Consider the following 21,098-nt stretch of genomic DNA (forward strand, 5'->3'; position numbering starts at 1 on the left):
TGTTTTCGATCGGATATGTCGCTTTCGCAGGAGGGGACGTTATTCGGTGACCAGCCACATATCAGCCTCTTCAAACATCTCTTCCAGCATACGGTGCAGCCGTTCTTTCTCGGTTTTTGTACAGTCACTGTTTAATGCGTTCGCCTGCATTGGCTTAACTTTCACTTGCGCATCGGGAAAAAGTTGATGTACACGTTTTGTGAGTTCATTGAGGATGATTTCGCGTGCGCCTGGCAAACCTTCAACATTTCGCTTGTCATAAACGAGTTCGACGAACATCGCTATTTCCTTTTTACTGGTTGGATGACCAGTATTTAAGCTGGGTATATAACTGGTGTCAAGGTTTAGCCGCCGTTTTGTCATCCTGACGTTGCGGGCGTAAAGTAAATTGACCGCACGTGGAAGTAAAGGTCGCTAACCTGTTGTCGTGTCATGAGGTTAGCGGCTCTCTCTTCACAGCGGTGTCCTGCTACCTGATGGTAAATTCCAGGGCACGACTAAAATCGCAATCGGCCAATACAACAGGGTCGCCTTTTCTGACAATAATGCTATTTGTGCCCAGGCATTTTCGGCTCTGCTTCCCCTTGATTTTGTTATCATCAGTGAGCCAGCGCTGGTTATCATTACCCGTGCATGAATAAAGAATGATTGGCGTGCCTTCTTTCGTACCCTGTCCTGCAGCATCCAGACATTTCTCACCCTGCGTGATTCTGTCTCGGTGAAATAAGAAAAGCTGAGATTGCACATGCTTACACTCCCGCAGCGTCAAACGATTCTGTTGATCTGAGCCTGTATCAAGGCACAGACCATCAGTTGTCCGAATTTGTTCCGCGTCATTTATGTAATAACCACCGGAATTAATCTGGTTTTGTGTAATGACCGGGAACGACAAATTAATACTATAAGGTGCGGGTAAGCCGTTCGTCGTACATCCACATAAAATAGAGGAGAGGCAGAGAACTAGTGTGGTTTTTCCTGAAAGCAAAGTCATTCAATTATTACCCTAAAAATAAATAGCGTTACAACTATATTGGCGATTTATACCCACTGAATATGACGTAGCATTGAGCGGCAATAGAGATAATTCCGATAGAATCACATAAATACTTCGGTTAAATGCGCGCAGCCAGCCACTCCTGTGACGATGGGTATATAGCGTTAAATACTTTTGCAATATTAGATGCTATCACAGTGAAAAACAGCTGTACATTTCTTCACGTTAAACAAAGTGAGAAGGGGGCTGACACCCGATATATGATAAGAGAGGTCACGGGAGTCATCAGCAAAATAAATCCTTTAGATTTTCGTCACTGAAAACATTCTGCAGCCTTTCAGACAAAGCCTCATAGCAGACTGCGGAGGTATACGGGCTCGCTAAATTTTTCTGAAAAAATGCCGAGGGACGAATTATGAAAGATAAACGTTGGCGGCGGTAGGTCCGCGGAGGCCATTAATACGACAAAACTCAACGCGTATACCGGGGATAAGCGCTTCTGTTTCGTGTTGGCGACATGCTGAAATGTGGACCTGAACATCTTTGCGTCCATCGGAGGGGGTGATGAGACCTTTACCGCTCTTACAATCAAAGGTTTTGACAATTCCTGTCATTTTACGAGACAAATAAATTCCTTAATGGGGATAACGAGGCGCACTATACACGTCAGGATAAATAATGCCAGCTATATTTGATGGCAATCAAGATTTCCGGACGGCTAAAAGTAGTCGTTCGGCACCATTGTAGATAAAGAACATTATGTTCTGGAGAAAGTATTCCCTTTCCTGGCGTCATTGACTGGTGCGGACATCATGGGTTTTGCCGTCGGGCAGGATGGTGAACTAATCTGCCTGGCTTGCTTTTTATCGGTACTTGCAGGCGGCTGCGGGGTTTTACTACCAAAATCGTAGATAAAAATTTCCCATGATGCCTGTTGTAAACCAGGATAATGGCCTGAACTGGCCAAAACATGGAATGAAAAAATAAGTAATGACCAAAGTATAAAAGCATGATGTTTCATAACGCCTCCTGTTATACGCAATGACTTGTGAAGTTCATCTCCAGAATTATGGAACGTCATTGGCATTTTTTATTCAACGAAGAGTTAACCATTCTTAATAATAATGGGTTTTATAGAGAAATAGACTTTTTTATCGGGTTTTCAATATTTGCGTCCGTTATTATTTTTCTGGAATGTAAATTCTCTCTCAACACAGGTGATATTTATATTGTAATTGTGGTATTGATTCTATTCTTATAACAAGAAATGTTGTAACTGATAGATATATTAAAAAGGTTAAATCGGAGCGGGAATAAAGCGTGCTGAGCATCATAGTGAATATGGTTACGGCACCAGCGATGGCATATAACGGTATTTCGGCTGGAGCGTCAAGTGAGGGCTGTGAAGCACAATGAGATATGTTCTGGTTATATGGCGAGTTTGCTTACTGATATGTTTCTAGTCGCGCGGCGTCAGTTCTCTTAGCATGGTTGTTGTATTTTTCTTTAAATATCAAAGGGTTACGTGGTGAATTTATTGTTCCATAGTGGCTAAACACTTTATGGTTTCTGTTAAATATATATGCGTGAGAAAAATTAGCATTCAAATCTATAAAAGTGAGATGACATTGTAGAACCGGTTACCTTAAGGAGCGATAGAGAACTTCGGTAGTAAAAATCTCTTTCAGGAAGTAAACGTATCAGGAGCGATAGTGGTGAATTATTCGTGGTTTTGTCGATTCGGCATAGTGGCGATAACTGAATGCCGGATCGGTACCGCAGGTGTTTAAACACACCGTAAATAATAAGTAGTATTAAGGAGTTGTTATGAAAAATATTATTTTATCCACTTTAGTTATTACTACAGGCGTTTTGGTTGTAAATGTTGCACAGGCCGATACTAACGCCTTTTCCGTGGGGTATGCACAAAGTAAAGTTCAGGATTTCAAAAATATCCGAGGGGTAAATGTGAAATATCGTTATGAGGATGACTCTCCGGTAAGTTTTATTTCCTCGCTAAGTTACTTATATGGAGACAGCCAGGCTTCCGGGTCTGTTGAGTCTGAAGGTATTCATTACCATGACAAGTTTGAGGTGAAGTACGGCTCTTTTATGGTTGGGCCAGCCTATCGATTGTCTGACAATTTTTCGTTATACGCGCTGGCAGGTGTCGGCACGGTAAAGGCGACGTTTAAAGAACATTCCACTCAGGATGGCGATTCTTTTTCTAACAAAATTTCCTCAAGGAAAACGGGATTTGCCTGGGGCGCAGGTGTACAGATGAATCCGCTGGAGAATATCGTCGTCGATGTTGGGTATGAAGGAAGCAACATCTCCTCTACAAAAATAAACGGCTTCAACGTCGGGGTTGGATACCGTTTCTGAAAAGCATAAGCTATGCGGAAGGTTCGCCTTCCGCACCGCCAGTCAATAAAACAGGGCTTCTTTACCAGTGCACGTACCTGCCTGACTTTTCTCTCTTCGTTATAGTGATGCTGTACATAACATCTTACCAGCATAAGCACAGATAAGGGATTGTGGTAAGCAATCAAGGTTGCTCAGGTAGGTGATAAGCAGGAAGGACAATCTGGTATAAATAACGCCAGATCTCACAATATTCACTCTGAAAAATTTTCCTGGAATTAATCACAATGTCATCAAGATTTTGTGACCGCCTTCGCATATTGTACCTGCCGTTGAACGACTACTGAAAAGTAGCAAGGTATGTATCTTATCCAGGAGAGCACCTTTTTTGCGCCTGGCAGAAGTCCCCAGCCGCCACTAGCTCAGCTGGATAGAGCATCAACCTCCTAAGTTGATGGTGCGAGGTTCGAGGCCTCGGTGGCGGTCCAATGTGGTTATCGTATAATGTTATTACCTCAGTGCCAGGCTGATGATGTGGGTTCGACTCCCACTGACCACTTCAGTTTTGAATAAGTATTGTCTTGCAACCCTGTTACAGAATAATTTCATTTATTACGTGACAAGATAGTCATTTATAAAAAATGCACAAAAATGTTATTGTCTTTTATTACTTGCGAGTTGTAGATTTTTCTTATGCGGTGAATCCCCCTTTGCGGCGGGGCGTCCAGTCAAATAGTTAATGTTCCTCGCGAGCCATATTGACTGTGGTATGGTTCACCGGGAGGCACCCGGCACCGCAATTTTTTATAAAATGAAATTCACACCCTATGGTTCAGAGCGGTGTTTTTCTACATCAGGTGGGCAAGCATAATGCAGGTTAACGTGAAAGATATGAGCAATAGCAGAAACCTGTGATTTCGTTTATGGCCTGGGGATTTAACCGCGCCAGAGCGTATGCAAGACCCTGGCGCGGTTGGCTGGTAATCGTTCAATAGTGCGAATATGAATGGTTACCAGCCGCTGTGAATTCTACCTGGGCCACTTAATAAAGCAAAACATTTAAACACTAAACAACGACAATTAAGACAGTTCGAACTTTTCTTTAAAAATAGGATTAGCCATGTTTAAAAGTGGTTACTAATTAGCCATTATTTTATTGTAGTGATTCACATATTTTTTAACGTTACGTTACAGGAAGGTTGAAGTGGAAATGCCTGATGAGCCTTCAGGCATTTCTGAAGGTTAGTTAGCTAAGGAACAGTTACTGAGAACAGGTTTATCATCACCTTCCACCAGTTCAGCCGTTTTGCCTTTGGTATAAAGTTTATAAGTATAATTTTTGTCTATGGCTTCGTAATTTGCTCCGGAGGCCATTTTCATTAACCGCATCGGGATCATCTCGTTTACCTGGCTGATAATCGCATAGGCGTTTCCAGCCTCAGTGTTGACGTAAATCACCTCCATAACCTGGTTATCATTACAGGTGTATATAGATTTAGAAATCTCCTGCGAAGCTGCTAGAGAGGTGGTACTGGCGCTAAGCGCAGCGAGAAAGAGGGCAAATGGGATCAATTTACGTTTCATCATTAGTATCCTTTGTGCATAAAATTGTCGTTAATTCCCTGAAGAACGGGAGATAAAGCGGCATCAATACGATGAATGCTGTAGTATTCCTGTTTACTGACGAAAAGTGCGCCAGAAAAGCGTATTATAATTTATCCATCACTGACATATGTGATGAGTAGACAAATCTTAAAATCATAAACTATAGGCTGCAAATCATTATGGCGCGATAGAAAATGATTGTCACCACTGCTCAATACTATGGCATAAAAACCGAAGAAAACGGTACTGTTCACTGTCTCGTTTCATACGGTATCTGTCAGTGAAACTATTTCTTCAAATGATGGTCTTTTTATTATCGATCAGATAATGGCATCAACAGGGGTTATTCAGGAGTATATGTGAAAAAGTGGCTTATAGGAGGAATATTGATCGCAAGTTTTCTGACCGGTTGTCTGATGTGGCACAACATTGATAAATGGTTTAATAAAGATATCGAATTTTTCTACGCCGGAGACGATGACTAAAATTCCTGTCAGTTGGCAACGGGTGTCATATCTTCAGGTATGGCGCCCGGAGTAGCCGGGCGCAAATTGTAGATGTATAAATGTCATTTCAAATGTCATTTCATTAAAATTTTAGCGACAACATGGACAGCCACTATCGCGTGCTAACGACCCTCTGAAGTCACAAGATGAATAAGCCAGTTTTTTGTTTCAGCGGTGACTGAAACATATTTTGTTCCTGGTGGGCTTACCGCCAGTTGCTGAAAAAGACAACGCTGATGTAACTGTTGCAGAGACTGATGAATACGACGACCGTGAATTTTATTTTTGGCGACCATATTTCCTCCCAAAAGGCCGCCCGAAGGCGGCGCTGGGTTTGATAATGGAGAAGGGCGTTGGTCACTGCCATAACCAACCTGTATACACTAATGCAATTGATAATCATTATCAATTATGCTGATGAAGAAAAATTGTAAAGATGAAGGGACAGCGGAAATGGCAATGAACGGGATGAGACTTTTCGTTAACCACTTAAATTCGTGACTAAAAAAAGGCTTTTATAGGCTTGAAAATGTTTTTTCCGTCCCTATGTAGTCAGTGGACAAGCAATGCTTGCCTTGATGTTGAACTTTTGAATAGTGATTCAGGAGGTTAATGATGGCACTCAGAACCTTGTCAGCACTTCCCGTGTTTGCTGATTCTCTTTTCTCTGACCGTTTCAACCGTATTGATAGACTTTTCAGTCAATTAACAGGAGATACGCCAGTCGCTGCGACGCCAGCTTACGATCTGCAAAAGCGCGATGCGAATAACTATCTGCTTACCGTGAGCGTTCCTGGCTGGAAAGAGGAAGAGCTTGAAATTGAAACGGTTGGCGGCAACCTGAATATTACGGGTAAACACACTGAAGAGACGGTAGAGGATCAGACGCACTGGATTTATCGTGGTATTCGTAAGGCGGATTTCCAGTTGAGTTTTTCTTTGCCTGAACATGCTAAGGTGAATAATGCGAAACTGGAACAGGGCCTCTTGTTGGTCGAGATTTACCAGGAGATCCCTGAAAGCGAGAAACCGAAAAAAATTGCCATAGAAAGCAAACCAAAGGCGATTGAACACAAATCATAATCGCGTTAATGAAGGCCCGTTTAGACGGGCCTTCATTGCCTGTAGCGAAAAGTATCCCGTCATGCTTGTAGGCACAGATCGCTAAATATTATAGCCCTGACCTCTATATTATCCCGTGCCACTGACCTCGTCGCCATTGGACGGCGGTAAGTTGGAATTATCCGCGAGGTCAGTCCAATTTTTGACCACTCTCGACATTCTGCCTGTTATGGGCGCGATATCTGAACATAAATTCGTATAGCAGTTCATCGTTTTCACCGCGTTGATGCTATTTCTGCTAACACTACTTTCATACATAAAAAAGCTGATGCTTTTTACCTTATTTAATAGAGGCAGGTATGAAATTAGCGCTCGTCAATCGGCAGGTCATTTTACCGGAAAGCAGAACCGAGTCCTTCCAGTGCCATGCCTCTACGCTTGTTCGCTTACCGTGCGGTACGCTCGTGGCCGCATGGTTCGCGGGGTTGCGCGAAGGAAGCGAAGATACAGCCATCTGGCTATCTCGCTATGAACATAATATCTGGACAACACCGCAGCGAGTGGCGGCACGCGAGGGGGAAGCGCACTGGAATCCGGTGTTATTTTACCCGTCGGATAAATTGTGGTTATTTTATAAAGTAGGCAGCGACGTACACGTGTGGAAAACCTGGTTTATCATCTCCAGCGATCGAGGATTTACCTGGAGTACGCCAGCTCCGTTGGTTAACGATGATATTTTGCCGCGCGGTCCCGTAAAAAATAAACTCCTGCTGGCATCAAATGGCGCCTGGATTGCGCCAGGGTCGATTGAAAGTCCTGAACGGTGGAGGGCATTTGTGGATCGATCCTCTGACGAAGGAAAACACTGGAATATCTCTTTTGTTCCGCTGGAGCCTGATAACGCTATTTCCGGGACAAACGTAGCGTTGTGGGATGGTGTAAAAAAGGGGATGTTGTGGGAATGTTGTCTGGAAAACCTCCTGCGCTGGGATGGCGTTATTCAGCCTACGCTGTGGGAGTCTTCTCCGGGGCATATCCATATGTTGTTACGAAGCACACGCGGGGCAATTTTTCGCAGTGATTCAATCGACTATGGCGCTACCTGGTCTGTTGCCCGCGCGACATCTTTACCGAATAATAATAGTGGTATCGATCTGGTTAGTATGCAGGACGGTACGCTGATTCTTGCGTTAAATCCGGTCAACGGCAACTGGGGAAAGCGCTATCCGCTTTCACTGATTGCTTCCCAGGATAATGGCGAATCATGGCTACCGCTACTGGACCTGGAAAGTGACCACGGTGAGTATTCTTATCCCGCTATTATTAGCGAGGGCGGCGTCGTACATATCACCTACACGTGGAACCGAAAAAATATCGTATATTGTCGATTACAAACGGTATAAGGCGCTATCAGTCGAAACCGATAGCGCTGGAATAATAATGCCTTGCCCGGCGTGCTCTCTCACGCCGGGATGGCCGAAATAGTCATGATTTACCGGGTAACATCCTTGAAAATGTATCGTCTTTTTGTATGTAATGGTGAAACAACGCCGCTGCTGCATGCATGGCAATCAGGAAATAGCCGATATTGGCCAGCATTTCATGAATACGCTTTATATCCGATTTTAGGGTGCTATCTGGCGTCAAAAATACCGGTACAGTAAAACCAAAAAAGCTCCAGCTTTTCCCGCCTGACGCCATCATCGCGACGCCCAGCAGCGGTAAGGCGAGAAAAGTGAGATAAAGCGCGATATGCATTAATTTAGCGGCTACGTGCTGCCAGTGAGGAGGGGGAGGCGTAATGACCGGATCCGGGTATTTGTGTTTAAGATATAACCGTAAAAACATCAGCGCCCAGACCAGAACGCCCATATCATAGTGTATGTCTTTCATAAACAGATAAACGCTGGAGCCTTTTGGCGCCCACCCTCGTAACTCAATAGCCGCATATGCGATGCCTGTCAGGAGCAGTGTTAACCAGTGAAGCGTTATTTGCAGTCTTGAGAAATGTGCCATTATTATTATCCTTTATTAACAACTGCTTGTAGAGTATGCGTAAGATCTTAACAGAACCTTAAAGCGGGGGCTGAGTCGCAAGGAACAGACAAAGATAGCGGCACGTAAAATGGGATAAAAAGCCGGCGGCATCGCCGGCTTACTGTTGTTATTGTCCTCTTACGACAACACAGGTTTTACCATAAAACGGATATGAGCCCGTAGTTTCATAATCAACACTCGACACTAAAGAAATATCGCCCGCTTTTTTCGCTGAATCAATAGATGCGTCGCCGGTATTTACAATACCCAATACCGTTTGCGCACACGCTTTACCGGTTTTGGTTGCCGGGAGACTCGTGGCAGTAATTGGCCCTTTAACATCCGTATATAAGCCAATCCCTGTCGGTGATGGTCCTGTAGCGCACCCCGTTAAAAGAGAACCAATAAAGATAATTGAAAAAATGTGTTTTTTATTTGTCATGGGATTAGTCCATTATAAATTAATAGAAAATTTACCGTCCGAAAATGTCCGGACAGTCATTTAAAAAGTGGTGTATATTAAATATGCGATATTACTCTTTGCACCCTCCTGTTGATGTCGTACCTGATGGACAAATATCCGTTGAAGCCGGATATATTCCCCACGCCGTGTTTTTATAACTTGCGCATCCTGTCAGTAATGAGAACAGTACGGCTAAAAAAATCATCACGAGCCCTGGCGGCGTTAACATTTTTCGGTTGGACTCCATAGCATGTCATTTCATCGGGTTGCCATATGACTGGCGTTCTGCTGGTAAGTTTCATTAACGCCCGGTTCGTTTAATATTGGTTTAGGTTTAAAGCCAGGAGGCGCTAATTACGATACCTTCTTACGTTTCAGCACTGACTAATAACGTTGAGAAAATGAACAGCGTCGGATGGGAAGACGTAATACAGAATAGAAAGGCAATAAGAGAATAAGATGGCGTTAATTAACCCGCTATTCCTGGCATCATTTCTCTTGCGTTTTATCCCCATCAAAAGCGGCCTTTAGCCCACGTTGGCGCTCCCGGCGTTTGTGCGTATGATGTTTTTAAAAGATCGTCATACTTTCTGTTCTGCATCAATTTTTTCATTACAAATGCTCGCCATAATGCCGTCCTCAGGAGGCCTCCCGACGTTTATGCTGCGCCGGGAGGAACAAAAACAACGTATAATCTGGGGTAAACTGATGATTAAAGGCAAACTGGCGCTCATAACGTGCGCGATGGCTCTGGCATTCACCTCGCCGCTTTTCGCTGCGTCGGACACGGCAGATGGCCATACCTTAAAGCTGGCCATTGGCCCTGAGCCAACGGAAGGCTTTGATCCTATGCTGGGCTGGAGCCACGGCAGTTACTTATTGCTTCATGCGCCGTTGCTCAAGCAAAACGCCGATATGAGTTGGGGTAATTTACTGACGGAAAAAGTGGACACCAGCCCCGATGGTAAAACCTGGATACTGACCTTAAAACCCGATCTGAAATTCTCCGATGGCTCGCCATTGACTGCCGAAGATGTCGTTTTTACATATAACAAAGCGGCGAAGAGTGGCGGTAAAATTGACATGGGCAACTTTAGTCATGCGCGAGCGCTGGATGCGCGCCGACTTGAGATGACGCTGAGCCATCCGCAGAGCACCTTTGTGAATGTACTCGGGTCGTTAGGGATTGTTCCGGCCAGCCGTTATGATGAAAAAACGTTTGCCCGCGAACCGATAGGCGCCGGTCCGTACCGACTGGTCAGTTTCCAGCCTGGTCAGCAACTGATTGTTGAAGCCAACCCCTGGTATGCAGGTAAAAAGAATGACTTTAACCGGCTGGTTTTTGTCTTCCTGGATGAAGATAATGCTTATGCCGCCGCGCGCAGCGGACAGTTGGGACTGGTGCGCATTGCCCCTTCTATGGCGGTGGCTCCGCAGCAGGATAATCTTAAACTCTGGGTACGCGATAGCGTTGAAAACCGGGGCATAGTCTTCCCGATGGTGCCAGCCGGTAAAAAGGATGCTAACGGTTATCCTGTCGGCAACGATGTGACCGCTGATGTCGCTATCAGACGCGCAATTAACTATGCCATTAATCGTAAGCAACTAGCGGAACAGGTGATGGAAGGCCATGCGATACCCGCCTATAGCGCGGTGCAGGGATTGCCGTGGCAAAATCCTTCAGTGGTATTCAGCGATGGCGATATTGCAAAAGCGCGCGCCATCCTGGAAGAGGCTGGCTGGAAGATAAACAGTGCGGGCGTGCGTGAAAAAGCAGGTAAAGAAGCGCGTCTGACCTTATGGTATGCCAGTGGCGACAGCACCCGGCGGGATCTGGCCGAGGCGGTGCGCGCCATGTTGCAGCCTTTAGGCATTGTCGTCTCGTTGCAATCGGGAAGCTGGGAAACCGTAGAGCGCCATATGCACGCTAACCCTACGCTGTTTGGCTGGGGAAGTCTGGACCCGATGGAACTCTTCCATCACTACAGCGGGAAAGCCGCTGGTGTGGAATATTATAACCCGGGCTATTACAGCAACCCTGCGGTAGAAGCACATCTGAAACAGGCTATAGATGCGCCTGACTGGCAAAAGGCGATTCCTTTCTGGCAGCAGGTTGAGTGGGATGGAAAGCAGGGCGCGGGCGTTCAGGGCGATGCGGCATGGGCATGGCTGCTTAATATTCAGCATACCTATTTGGCCAACCCTTGTATTGATCTGGGGAAAGGCGCGCCAGAAATCCACGGTAGCTGGTCGGTGTTAAACAATCTTGATGACTGGACCTGGACCTGTCGGTGATGAAATTGTTCTTCAGCCATTTTTTGCGGCTGATTATTCTGTTGGTGCTGGTGGCTGCCGGCACCTTCATTTTGCTCAGCTTTTCGCCCGTTGATCCTATCCGTGCTTATATCGGCAACGATCTGCTCCATGTTCCGCCAGAACAATATGCGCGGATTGCGGCGCGCTGGGGGCTTGACCAGCCGCTGTGGGAGCGTTTCGGTCACTGGTTTTGGCGTCTGCTCCAGGGAGACATGGGGTATTCCATGCTGTTCAACATGCCTGTCGCCAGCGTGATCCGGGAACGTTTTGCGACGTCATTCGCGCTGCTGGCAGGCGCCTGGCTATTGTCTGGTGTGCTGGGCGTGACATTGGGTTTTCTGGCCGGACGTTTTCTCCACCGCTGGCCGGATAAGATGATTTGCCGTATCAGCTACTTATTGTCATCGTTGCCCACTTTCTGGATAGCAATGCTGTTGCTGGCGCTGTTTGCCGTCCGCTGGCCGATATTACCTGTTTGTTGCGCCTGGGACCCCGGAAATAATGCAGGAACAGCTCTTTTATCGGAACGTTTACGCCATCTTGTGTTGCCGGTATGTGCGTTAAGTCTGTTGGGCATGGGGCAAATTGCGCTGCATACGCGAGAAAAAATAGCCAGCGTAATGAAGAGCGAATTTATTCGTTTTGCGCGCGCTCAGGGGGATAAAGGATGGTCGCTGTTACGTCACCAGGTGTTACGTCATGCGATTACCCCAGCGCTCTGCTTACAGTTTGCTTCTCTGGGCGAACTGATGGGGGGGGCGTTACTGGCAGAAAAAGTCTTTGCGTATCCGGGGCTGGGACAGGCCACTATCGATGCCGGCCTGCGTGGCGATGTCCCGCTACTCATGGGGATCGTTTTATTCTGTACGCTATTAGTGTTTGCCGGAAATACGATTTCAGCCTGGCTTGTGGTGGTGCTTAATCGATCGCTGGAGCGTCCCGATGCTCTATAATCCTGCCCCAACGTTGCTTCGTCTGATCCTCTCCGTTACCTGTCTGCTGTTTATTGCTGGATACGGTTATGCCACGTTGAGCCAGCCGCCAGAGGTTAATCTGCTTGCCCGGCATCTGTCGCCTGATATCCAGCACTGGTTTGGCACCGATAATCTGGGGCGTGATGTATGGCTGCGTTGCTTTCAGGGGGCCTTCACCAGTTTACAAATTGGCGTTGGCGCCGCGCTGTGCAGCGGCGTTATCGCGCTAGTGATGGCGGCAGCGGCGCGCATTCATCCCCGGCTGGACCTCCTGATGCGGCTGATAACCGATGCCATGCTCGCCATGCCGCATTTACTTTTGCTGATCCTTATCTGTTTTACGCTCGGCGGCGGTAAAAGCGGCGTCATTGCGGCCGTGGCGTTAACGCACTGGCCCCGTCTGGCGCTGATTCTGCGCGCCGACGCGGAGCGGGTAGCGCAGAGTGACTACCTGACATTGACCTATCGTCTGGGGCATGGACACCTTTATTGCTGGCGATATCACTATTTTCCGGCGCTATTGCCGCAATGGTTGACGGGAACGTTATTGATGTTTCCTCATGCGGTATTGCACAGCGCGGCGTTAAGTTTTCTGGGGTTTGGGCTGGCGCCGCATGAGCCTTCGCTGGGGCTGTTGCTGGCGGATGCGTTACGGTTTATTAGCCATGGAAACTGGTGGCTGGTGCTGTTTCCCGGCCTAATGTTATTCACGCTGGTGATGCTCTTCGATCAGTTTGCGCGCGCCATTCAGCGGCTGTGGCTAAGGAGTGACGTATGCTGAGTTTTCAACAGGTTACGCTGGAAAGCGCGCGTTATCGCTGGTATGGCGCGAGACGCTGGTCGCCGTTATTACAGAATGTCTCTTTTGATATCGCGCCCGGAGAAATGGTGGCATTGGTTGGCGGCAGCGGGGAGGGCAAAAGTCTGCTGCTGCAATGCCTGCTCGATCTGCTGCCGGAAAATTTACGCTTTCGGGGGGAAATTACGCTTGATGGCAACCGGCTGGACAGACATACCATCAGGCAGCTTAGGGGCAATACGTTTAGCTACGTGCCGCAGGGGGTACAGGCGCTTAATCCCATGCTGAATATCAGAAAACATTTGAACAGAGCATGTCATCTGACCGGACGCGTCTGGGATGAGACGCAGATGGTACAGCTATTGCAGCAAAGCGATCTCGAACCGACAGTCCTGGAACGCTTTCCTCGCCAGCTCTCCGGCGGGATGGCTAAACGAATTCTGGCGTGCCACGCCTCGCTCAGCCAGGCACGTTATATCCTCGCGGATGAGATCACCGCCTGGCTTGATACCGCACTGGCAAACCAGTTGCTTGAGCACTTGCGAGGTCTCTGCGAGCGGGGATGCGGCGTGCTGTGGGTGACTCATGACCTGCTGCTGGCGGCGCGGTATGCCGATCGCATTGTGGCGCTGCATCAGGGTTATATCACGGACAATATTCGCTGTGAACGATTACAGCCGGAAGAGATGAGTGAGCCGTTAAAACGACAATGGCAAGCATTGCCTGAACTAAACCCGTTATTTATGCCGACCGGAGAGGGAATAGAATGCTAAGCTGCCGCGACCTCGTTATTCGTCAGGGTGGGAAAGTCTTATGGCAGAACCTGACGTTTACGATTTCTGCCGGTGAACGGGTAGGAATTCATGCGCCAAGCGGAACGGGGAAAACAACGTTGGGGCGCGTCCTGGCCGGATGGCAAAAACCGACGGCGGGCGACGTTCTGCTGGACGGTAGCCCGTTACCCCTGCATCAGTATTGTCCGGTACAGCTGGTCCCCCAGCATCCTGAACTGACGTTTAATCCCTGGCGAAGCGCCGGAGACGCTGTGCGTGATGCCTGGCAGCCTGACCCGGAAACGATGAGGCATTTGCATGTGCAGCCCGAGTGGCTGACGCGTCGGCCAATGCAGCTCTCTGGCGGTGAGTTGGCGCGTATTGCGATACTGCGCGCGCTTGACCCGCGAACGCGTTTTCTGATTGCCGACGAAATGACGGCGCAACTCGATCCGTCTATTCAAAAAGCGATATGGGTATACGTGCTTGAGGTGTGTCGCAGCCGTTCATTAGGGATGTTGGTGATTAGTCATCAGTCTGCGCTACTTGATCAAGTCTGTACCCGCCATTTACAGGTGGAATAGCCGCAAGTCGTTTCCCCGCATTGCCGTGTCGCCGTTAACGCACCGGGAACCCATGGGTTCCCGGTATTGTCGGCAGAGATTTTACTGCATGACGCGTTTATCTGCGTTTTTTGCATCAGTGGTATTACTGTAGTCCCTGGTCTCTTCAACCTGTACAGGGGCTCTGACGACCAGACTTGGCAGCGCCAGTTCGATATCATTCTCAATGAGTTTTTCAATAATACGGATATTTATCTCTTGCTGAATATCCATGTATTTATTGTAATCCGCGGTATTGACGATATGCACCACCTCATAGGTCAGCCGATCCTGACCAAAGGCCAGTAGATGGGCGCGGTCGAATTGTGTTTCGCCGACATCGGTAATAATCTTTTTCACCATATCGCCGATGAGGCGTAACTTTTCCGGCGGTGTCGCAGTGGCGACGCCAAAAGTAAACACGATACGACGCGTTTGCATCCGCTTATAGTTGTGTATGGTTTGCTGCAACAACTGCGCGTTTGCACAAACGATCTGTTCGCCGCTGAGGCTACGGATGCGGGTGGTTTTCAAACCGATATGTTCAATCGTACCGGCTACATCATTAAAGACGACGAAATCGCCGATCTCGAAGGGCTTATCGAAACCAATCGACAGCGAAGCGAAGACATCGCTCAGAACGGTTTGTACCGCCAGGGCAATAGCAATACCGCCCACGCCGAGGCTGGCTACCAGTGCAGTAATATCCACGCCGACGTTCGCCAGGATGGAGAGCAGCATCATAGACCAGACGAGCACGCGCAAAATCATACCAAGAATGACTAACGTCACCGGGTTTTTATTGGAGCCTGGGGCATACAGTAAATGACGCATCCATGACTGTACGCCCTGATCAAGCCAAATCGCCATTTGAATCGCAACCACTAAAAACCAGGCGTGAGAGAGGGTAGAGAATAACCGGTCGGGCAGGGCGACAAAGCGCAGACTAAAGAGAAATGCGGCAAAAAAGATTAGCATTTTACTGGTCTTTTTCAGCATCTCGAAAACAATAGGCCGCAGCCGCCCATGAGCGTCATCCTTTTTATCCGGGCGTTGTAGCGCTTTATAGACCACATTAAGTAGCCAGTTGATGAGCCAGTAAGTAATGAGGGTGACGAAAAAAACGACCGCCAGATTGATCCAGAACGTCGTTGACATCAGCATCGCAACGATATTTAGTCGTGCTAAATACTCCATTTTACCTCCGATGAAAAGCAGATGAACATTACAGTATAGACGTCACATCACGGAGGCCGATTTCCGGCTTTACTATTGCTGTTTTATTCAGCACTTTTGTTCAAAAAGTATGAAAAAGAGGGGTAGCCGTTTGGCTATCCCGGCGTTTCTGTGCAGACTTATCTACTCCTCTTAATAAAATAAGGAGTCATTTATGCAACAAGAATATCGTGAGTGTATTGAGCAGTGTTATGAATGCGCGGCGGCGTGTGATATCTGCGCCTCTTCTTGTCTGCGTGAAGATAACGTCGAAATGATGAAGCACTGCATCCAGTTAGATATGCAATGTGCGGCCATTTGTCGCCTGGCGGCGCAATTTATGGCGTTGGAAAGCGAGTACTCACAAAAATTATGCCGCCTGTGCGCGGATATCTGCAAAGCCTGCGCCGAAGAGTGTGCAAGGCACGATCACGACCATTGCCAGAATTGTGCGCGGGCATGCAGCCAATGCGCAGACGTCTGCCTTAAAATGGCCGCGTAATTTTTCTTCCGCCATTAGCTCAACCGGATAGAGCATAGAGCTTCTACCTCTAAGGTTCGGGGTTCAATTCCTCGATGGCGGACCAGTTGATATCAAAAAAGGCCACCTGCGCGGTGGCCGCTGAGTTTTTGTTGAAATAAATGTAATGTTATAATATAACAATCATCTTTCTAAAAAAGATGAGGGTAACGTTTTGGTGATTCATTTAAAAAAACTGACAATGCTTCTGGGAATGCTGTTGGTAAATAGTCCTGCCTTCGCGCATGGTCATCATGCTCATGGCGCGCCGATGACGGAGGTTGAGCAAAAAGCGGCAGCGGGCGTGTTTGATGACGCTAATGTACGCGATCGCGCGCTCACCGACTGGGATGGTATGTGGCAATCCGTCTATCCTTATCTGGTCAGCGGCGAGCTGGACCCTGTCTTCAGACAAAAGGCGAAGAAAGACCCGGAGAAAACGTTTGAGGATATTAAAGCGTATTATCGCAAAGGATACGCGACGAATGTTGAGACTATTGGCATTGAAAATGGCGTTATAGAATTCCATCGCGACAATAACGTTGCATCCTGTAAATACAATTATGCCGGCTATAAAATTCTGACTTACGCATCGGGTAAAAAAGGGGTGCGCTACCTGTTCGAATGTAAAGATGCGAATAGCAAAGCGCCTAAATATGTTCAGTTTAGCGATCATATTATTGCCCCGCGAAAATCGGCGCACTTCCATATCTTTATGGGAAATACCTCGCAGCAGGCATTGCTGCAAGAGATGGAAAACTGGCCTACCTATTATCCTTATCAGTTAAAGGCGAATGAGGTCGTTGACGAAATGCTACATCATTAAGTCTGATTGCAATGTTAAAAGCTCGCTATGAATAGCGAGCTTTTTTTCTGCCGTTATGCCATATTTCTGGCAATCAATATAAAAAATACCTGCGCCCCCGGAGCGATGATGACGCTGTCCATACCGCCCTCGATTCAATGCCAAACGGAAGCGGCATGTCGCCTGATTACTCGTGTCACAGGCGATACGTTGCGTGCTATTCATTTATATGGTTCCGCTGTCGCGGGCGGTCTGAAGCCAAACAGCGACATTGATCTGCTGGTGACAATATGCCAGCCGCTGACGGAGACCCAACGCGCAACGCTGATGCAGGAATTGCTGGCGCTTTCATCGCCGCCGGGGGCGTCGGCAGAAAAACGCGCTCTGGAGGTCACTGTCGTGCTTTATTCGCAGCTGGTTCCCTGGTGTTTTCCACCTTCCCGGGAAATGCAATTTGGCGAGTGGCTAAGAGAGGACATTTGTCAGGGGATTTATGAACCAGCGCAACAGGACTGGGACATGGTGTTACTGATAACCCAAATTCTGGAAACCAGTATACCGCTAAAGGGCGAACGCGCGGAACGGCTGTTCACGCCAGCCCCTGCGGCGCAGTTGCTGAAGGCCTTGCGTTATCCCCTCGACCTTTGGCAATCCACGGCAGATGTGCAGGGAGATGAGTATCATATCGTTTTAACCCTGGCGCGTATCTGGTACACCCTTTCTACCGGGAGATTTACCTCTAAGGATGCGGCGGCTGACTGGCTGTTACCTCAGTTGCCGGAAGATTATGCTGCCACGTTGCGTGCGGCGCAGCGTGAATATTTAGGTCTGGAGCAGCAGGACTGGCATATTTTGCTGCCTGCGGTCGTACGCTTTGTGGATTTTGCGAAAACGCACATCCCCACGCAGTTCACATAAGATGCCCCAGGACGTCTGTCAGGTTGCGCAAACGGCGTTCCTCAACTACTACTTAATAGGTTCTCATCGCTGAAGTAAGCAGATGATCTTATGCGGGCCATCGAATGGATATTCCCACATGGCTCTCGTTTTGTTGAGGTGGATATGACTGGTTCCGCATCATCTGTTTTAAAGACAGATACAAGACTATTGAGCGAAAACCTGTTTCTTAATTATGGTCTGGAGTCCTTATTTAAGGACGTCGCAATAATAGCTGGTAACGTAAATTATATTATTTTTGATATCGACGATTACTACACCGTACAGCAGTATATTACTTCCACATTTAAAACGGTACTCATTGGAATTGTTACCCATAATGAATATAACTTTATTGATGAACATCATGCTATATATCGAATAAAGGTCGATGCCTCTATTGCTGAGTGGCGTGAGTTACTGATTTTGGCCGCTGCTGGTCAATTTTTCCCCAGGTCAGAGAAAGTCAGATTAACGGCGAATGAAAGAAATGTTTTGGCGATGCTTGTTAAAGGAATGGATATCCGACAAATAAGCTGTGAGCTGAATGTACATTTAAAAACTATTTACTCAGTACGCTACCATGTTCTGACTAAATTAGGTTGTAGAACAGTTCTGGATTATCAAATACTGTCCGTCTCTAAAGCCTTTACGCACTGGCTGACAATAAATAATGTCGATAATGTAATTTCACGTGTAAATAGTAAGGTCATTGCTTAATAATGATTTGCTTCTGATGGCGTTTAGGTTCACTATGCTTTCTTACATCATCATGAGGCCAGACAGGCATGGCTACTTTTAGTATTAGCGCAATGGCGGCGCAGTGTGGTGTCACAACAGCAAATATCAGGTCCTGGGAACGCTATGGCCTGCTTCAACCTACCAAAGATGAAGTTGGCAATCGTTTTTATTGCATAGAAGATGCTATCAGAATACAGCATATTATCGACGCGTTAAGCAAAGGCTTCTCATTAAAAGAGATTAAACCTGCCCTCTATGGTGAAGAAACGCATTGCCGCTCGGGATGGTTATTCTACCAGGAAGAGATTTTAGCGCAGTGTAGAAAATTCGAACCCGCCAAATTGCGAAAATTACTCTGGCGTTATGGTCGGGAAATTCCGCCGTGTATCGTAATTGAGTCAATACTGCGTCCTTTACGGCTGTGGTTGTCCGCAGGCGATGATGATGCACGCCGATTTGAAAAGGCATTACTGGATACTGCGATTATTGAATACGCCACGTTCCAGCTAAGTAGCGTACGAAAGGCGCCAGCAGGCACAATGCTTATTGCTGCGTTTTCGCTGAACGACCCCATTGAGCTATGGCTGGAAACGATTAAATATTGTAGTGAAGGTATGCGAGTTGAAGTCATCCCCTGGCAGGCGCCGATGCCCGATCTTTTATCAACGTCTTTCGAGCATATTGTTCTGTGGCATGATGAGACATTAACTCCCGCCCAGGAAAATCTTATTCAGGCGTTAAAAGAATCGGGTAAATTTAGTCTTCATGTGAAAAATGGCTCAGGCTTAACATTACTGCCAGCCGTATACCGGCAGCATGAGATGCCAGAAAGCATGCAGCATGTTGCACCGCAAATCCATGCAAACGGCTACGAAAAATCAGGTACCGCACGTTGAGGCATCTGCATTATTAACGAACAGGGGAGGAGTAACCCCCTCCCTTGTTTATACCCTTCATACTTCAAGTTGCTTATGTGTTGGCTACGGATTACTCGGCCCATCCATGGGCCTCGCCCTGACGGGCCGTCGCACGCGACGTTCAAATCTGCTCCCGGCAGATTTGTCGTTCACCCCAGTCACATAGTTATCTATGCTCCTGGGGACTCACTCCCTTGCCGCCTTTAAGCAACTCGAATTATTTTGGGTATATATTAGATGTCGTCAGGTGTCTGAAACAAAACGGCTTCTAAGGCATTACGGTAAATATCAAGCTGCACTACGTCTTTTTCTGTTTCCAGTTTTTCAATAAGTTTGGCGATGATATCCTTATTTGAGACATGCTGCTGCGATTGCAATAGTTCGTAAGTAATTTCCTGAATAGCTCGCTGTTCACATAACATATGTGCAGAAAAAGGATTGCCAGTACTATTTTGTTCGTTGACTAGTGTAATGGTAGTCATATTTCACCATATTCGATGTAAATTGAAGCCGATCTCCCTGAGCGGGGGAGAGAAATTAGTGACCTATTAAAATTAGACCTATATCATAAAACCGTAATAAAAAATCATAAAAACGTGATGTGCATCACATTTGTGTGATTTGTTGTATATTTTATACACTTTAAGTGAAGGTGAAGATTCCGTAGAATCAACGGCCTGTTCTTTTTATCACTCCAGTTTAAACGAATAAGCATTAATACCAATCTGTAATAATTACTTAATGTTATCTTAATAAAGGTAAATTACTGTCAGGCCTCCGTAAAAGGAGGTTGATTAATGATTCGTCATATCGCCATTTTTCTTTGTTCTTTATTGATGTGCAGCACCACTTTTGCCGATTCGGTAACGTCGGTATCGCTTGGCGCACTCTTAACCGCGCTCAATGAACGCATGTTATTAATGAAAGATGTGGCTGCTTATAAAATGAAGCACCATCTGCCGATAGAGGATTTCACGCGTGAACAAAATGTTTTCGCCGAGGCTGAAGAAGAAGCGAAAAATAACGGTCTGGACCCGCATTCGATAACCCCTTTTATTCGTTCGCTAATGGATGCCAGTAAAGCGATACAGTACCGCTACCTGGCGCAGTGGCGAACCGGCCCAGAACCCTCCTTTCCGATACAAACCTTGTCGGTCACCCGGCAACGTATTCGACAACTTGATAATCAAATGTTGATCATCATCAGCCAGCGCTTGATGGTCGGCGCTTTCAGCCACGAGGATATGGTGTGGCTGAGAGCGAAGTTTAATGCGCCGAATCTGAATGAGAGCGATATCAGTGATGTGTTGGCAGCCCTGTCTTTGGTGCGACGCGCGCGTTAATACACCATGAGGAAACGTGGGCCAATACCTGGTGATTGCCTGCGGGGGTTGCGATACAAGAACGTTTTTGGGTGATGTGGATATAAGCGTGGCGGAATAGCGGCTGGAGAGACGTGGTTTCGCTTC

At 47.1% G+C, this 21,098-nt stretch carries 24 protein-coding genes, 2 tRNA genes and 2 pseudogenes; 18 read left to right on the forward strand and 10 right to left on the reverse strand.

Translation table 11 applies throughout. From position 1 onward, the window contains the following. Positions 1-39: 39 nt before the first annotated feature. From msgA to pagD, 4 genes are all read right to left on the reverse strand, one after another. Positions 40-279: a virulence protein MsgA gene (msgA, locus tag NA624_RS01040; RefSeq protein WP_000497452.1), complete on the reverse strand. Its 240-nt coding sequence runs from the start codon at positions 277-279 to the stop codon at positions 40-42. Positions 280-469: 190 nt separating this feature from the next. After that, positions 470-991 (reverse strand): RICIN domain-containing protein, encoded by a 522-nt coding sequence (locus tag NA624_RS01045; RefSeq protein ID WP_001542631.1) that lies wholly within the window; start codon positions 989-991, stop codon positions 470-472. Positions 992-1,407: 416 nt separating this feature from the next. Beyond that, positions 1,408-1,620, reverse strand: a complete 213-nt coding sequence (gene cspF / locus NA624_RS01050) for a cold shock-like protein CspF (protein WP_001537306.1) — start codon at positions 1,618-1,620, stop codon at positions 1,408-1,410. Between the two features lie 131 nt (positions 1,621-1,751). Further along, complete coding sequence (gene pagD / locus NA624_RS01055; protein WP_001605721.1) at positions 1,752-2,015, reverse strand: virulence protein PagD; 264 nt, start codon at positions 2,013-2,015, stop codon at positions 1,752-1,754. 806 nt (positions 2,016-2,821) lie between these two features. On the opposite strand from pagD, the gene pagC reads away from it, so the two are divergent. Together pagC and NA624_RS01065 are read left to right on the forward strand one after the other, a co-directional pair. After that, a complete protein-coding gene (gene pagC, locus NA624_RS01060; protein WP_000789469.1) occupies positions 2,822-3,379 on the forward strand; it encodes a virulence membrane protein PagC in 558 nt (185 codons plus the stop codon). A 390-nt stretch (positions 3,380-3,769) separates the two neighbouring features. Further along, positions 3,770-3,846, forward strand: a tRNA-Arg gene (locus tag NA624_RS01065). 754 nt (positions 3,847-4,600) lie between these two features. On the opposite strand, the gene NA624_RS01070 is transcribed toward NA624_RS01065, so the two are convergent. Next, positions 4,601-4,945 (reverse strand): c-type lysozyme inhibitor, encoded by a 345-nt coding sequence (locus NA624_RS01070; RefSeq protein ID WP_000977721.1) that lies wholly within the window; start codon positions 4,943-4,945, stop codon positions 4,601-4,603. 377 nt (positions 4,946-5,322) lie between these two features. Here NA624_RS01070 and NA624_RS01075 point away from each other — a divergent pair, with 377 nt between their 5' ends. From NA624_RS01075 to NA624_RS01090, 4 genes and pseudogenes are all read left to right on the forward strand, one after another. Continuing rightward, a complete protein-coding gene (locus NA624_RS01075; RefSeq protein ID WP_000758944.1) occupies positions 5,323-5,448 on the forward strand; it encodes a hypothetical protein in 126 nt (41 codons plus the stop codon). A 211-nt stretch (positions 5,449-5,659) separates the two neighbouring features. Further along, positions 5,660-5,932 (forward strand): annotated as a pseudogene (locus tag NA624_RS01080) (hypothetical protein). Between the two features lie 152 nt (positions 5,933-6,084). Beyond that, positions 6,085-6,552, forward strand: a complete 468-nt coding sequence (locus tag NA624_RS01085; RefSeq protein WP_001218118.1) for an Hsp20 family protein — start codon at positions 6,085-6,087, stop codon at positions 6,550-6,552. 338 nt (positions 6,553-6,890) lie between these two features. After that, the gene (locus NA624_RS01090) at positions 6,891-7,934 is read left to right on the forward strand and encodes a sialidase family protein (RefSeq protein WP_000761750.1); all 1,044 of its coding nucleotides are present in this window, start codon (positions 6,891-6,893) and stop codon (positions 7,932-7,934) included. Between the two features lie 82 nt (positions 7,935-8,016). Here NA624_RS01090 and NA624_RS01095 read toward each other — a convergent pair whose 3' ends face one another. Continuing rightward, positions 8,017-8,547: a cytochrome b gene (locus tag NA624_RS01095; protein WP_000929970.1), complete on the reverse strand. Its 531-nt coding sequence runs from the start codon at positions 8,545-8,547 to the stop codon at positions 8,017-8,019. 148 nt (positions 8,548-8,695) lie between these two features. After that, entirely contained in the window at positions 8,696-9,010 is a 315-nt protein-coding gene (locus NA624_RS01100; RefSeq protein WP_000182479.1) for a TRL-like family protein, read from the reverse strand. Positions 9,011-9,691: 681 nt separating this feature from the next. Between NA624_RS01100 and NA624_RS01105 the strand changes: the two genes are divergently transcribed. The 5 genes from NA624_RS01105 to NA624_RS01125 are packed head-to-tail and all read left to right on the forward strand — an operon-like array spanning position 9,692 to position 14,477. Then, positions 9,692-11,326, forward strand: a complete 1,635-nt coding sequence (locus NA624_RS01105) for an ABC transporter substrate-binding protein (RefSeq protein ID WP_000946072.1) — start codon at positions 9,692-9,694, stop codon at positions 11,324-11,326. Continuing rightward, positions 11,326-12,300: an ABC transporter permease gene (locus NA624_RS01110; RefSeq protein ID WP_001529169.1), complete on the forward strand. Its 975-nt coding sequence runs from the start codon at positions 11,326-11,328 to the stop codon at positions 12,298-12,300. The genes NA624_RS01105 and NA624_RS01110 overlap by 1 nt, the downstream gene beginning before the upstream one ends. Further along, positions 12,290-13,102 carry an ABC transporter permease gene (locus tag NA624_RS01115; RefSeq protein WP_000966647.1) on the forward strand — a complete coding sequence of 271 codons (813 nt, stop codon included), beginning with the start codon at positions 12,290-12,292 and terminating at the stop codon, positions 13,100-13,102. Before NA624_RS01110 ends, NA624_RS01115 begins: the two co-directional genes overlap by 11 nt. After that, a complete protein-coding gene (locus NA624_RS01120; RefSeq protein WP_000948309.1) occupies positions 13,096-13,893 on the forward strand; it encodes an ATP-binding cassette domain-containing protein in 798 nt (265 codons plus the stop codon). Before NA624_RS01115 ends, NA624_RS01120 begins: the two co-directional genes overlap by 7 nt. Then, positions 13,887-14,477: an ATP-binding cassette domain-containing protein gene (locus NA624_RS01125; protein ID WP_000947457.1), complete on the forward strand. Its 591-nt coding sequence runs from the start codon at positions 13,887-13,889 to the stop codon at positions 14,475-14,477. Before NA624_RS01120 ends, NA624_RS01125 begins: the two co-directional genes overlap by 7 nt. An 81-nt stretch (positions 14,478-14,558) precedes the next feature. On the opposite strand, the gene NA624_RS01130 is transcribed toward NA624_RS01125, so the two are convergent. Further along, entirely contained in the window at positions 14,559-15,692 is a 1,134-nt protein-coding gene (locus NA624_RS01130) for a mechanosensitive ion channel family protein (protein WP_000456066.1), read from the reverse strand. Between the two features lie 193 nt (positions 15,693-15,885). Between NA624_RS01130 and NA624_RS01135 the strand changes: the two genes are divergently transcribed. From NA624_RS01135 to NA624_RS01160, 6 genes are all read left to right on the forward strand, one after another. Continuing rightward, positions 15,886-16,212 carry a four-helix bundle copper-binding protein gene (locus tag NA624_RS01135; protein WP_001183767.1) on the forward strand — a complete coding sequence of 109 codons (327 nt, stop codon included), beginning with the start codon at positions 15,886-15,888 and terminating at the stop codon, positions 16,210-16,212. 8 nt (positions 16,213-16,220) lie between these two features. Further along, a tRNA-Arg gene (locus NA624_RS01140) sits at positions 16,221-16,297 on the forward strand. A 111-nt stretch (positions 16,298-16,408) separates the two neighbouring features. Continuing rightward, entirely contained in the window at positions 16,409-17,056 is a 648-nt protein-coding gene (gene zinT / locus NA624_RS01145) for a metal-binding protein ZinT (protein WP_001537483.1), read from the forward strand. A 108-nt stretch (positions 17,057-17,164) separates the two neighbouring features. Continuing rightward, positions 17,165-17,953: a cryptic aminoglycoside nucleotidyltransferase ANT(3'')/ANT(9) gene (gene aadA / locus NA624_RS01150; RefSeq protein WP_000175806.1), complete on the forward strand. Its 789-nt coding sequence runs from the start codon at positions 17,165-17,167 to the stop codon at positions 17,951-17,953. A gap of 144 nt (positions 17,954-18,097) precedes the next feature. Further along, complete coding sequence (locus tag NA624_RS01155) at positions 18,098-18,691, forward strand: helix-turn-helix domain-containing protein (RefSeq protein ID WP_001562706.1); 594 nt, start codon at positions 18,098-18,100, stop codon at positions 18,689-18,691. 68 nt (positions 18,692-18,759) lie between these two features. Further along, positions 18,760-19,608, forward strand: coding sequence for a MerR family transcriptional regulator (locus NA624_RS01160; RefSeq protein ID WP_000190269.1), 849 nt, complete (start codon positions 18,760-18,762; stop codon positions 19,606-19,608). Positions 19,609-19,862: 254 nt separating this feature from the next. Here the strand turns inward: NA624_RS01160 and NA624_RS01165 are convergent, their stop codons facing one another. Then, on the reverse strand, positions 19,863-20,111 hold the full coding sequence (locus NA624_RS01165; RefSeq protein ID WP_000208086.1) for a biofilm/acid-resistance regulator YmgB/AriR: 249 nt from the start codon (positions 20,109-20,111) through the stop codon (positions 19,863-19,865). 78 nt (positions 20,112-20,189) lie between these two features. Beyond that, positions 20,190-20,344, reverse strand: a pseudogene (locus tag NA624_RS01170) (hypothetical protein). 82 nt (positions 20,345-20,426) lie between these two features. On the opposite strand from NA624_RS01170, the gene NA624_RS01175 reads away from it, so the two are divergent. After that, positions 20,427-20,972, forward strand: a complete 546-nt coding sequence (locus tag NA624_RS01175; RefSeq protein ID WP_000617982.1) for a chorismate mutase — start codon at positions 20,427-20,429, stop codon at positions 20,970-20,972. Positions 20,973-21,098: the final 126 nt, after the last annotated feature.

The organism is Salmonella sp. NW38 (genome assembly GCF_051807745.1).
Lineage (GTDB): Bacteria > Pseudomonadota > Gammaproteobacteria > Enterobacterales > Enterobacteriaceae > Salmonella > Salmonella enterica.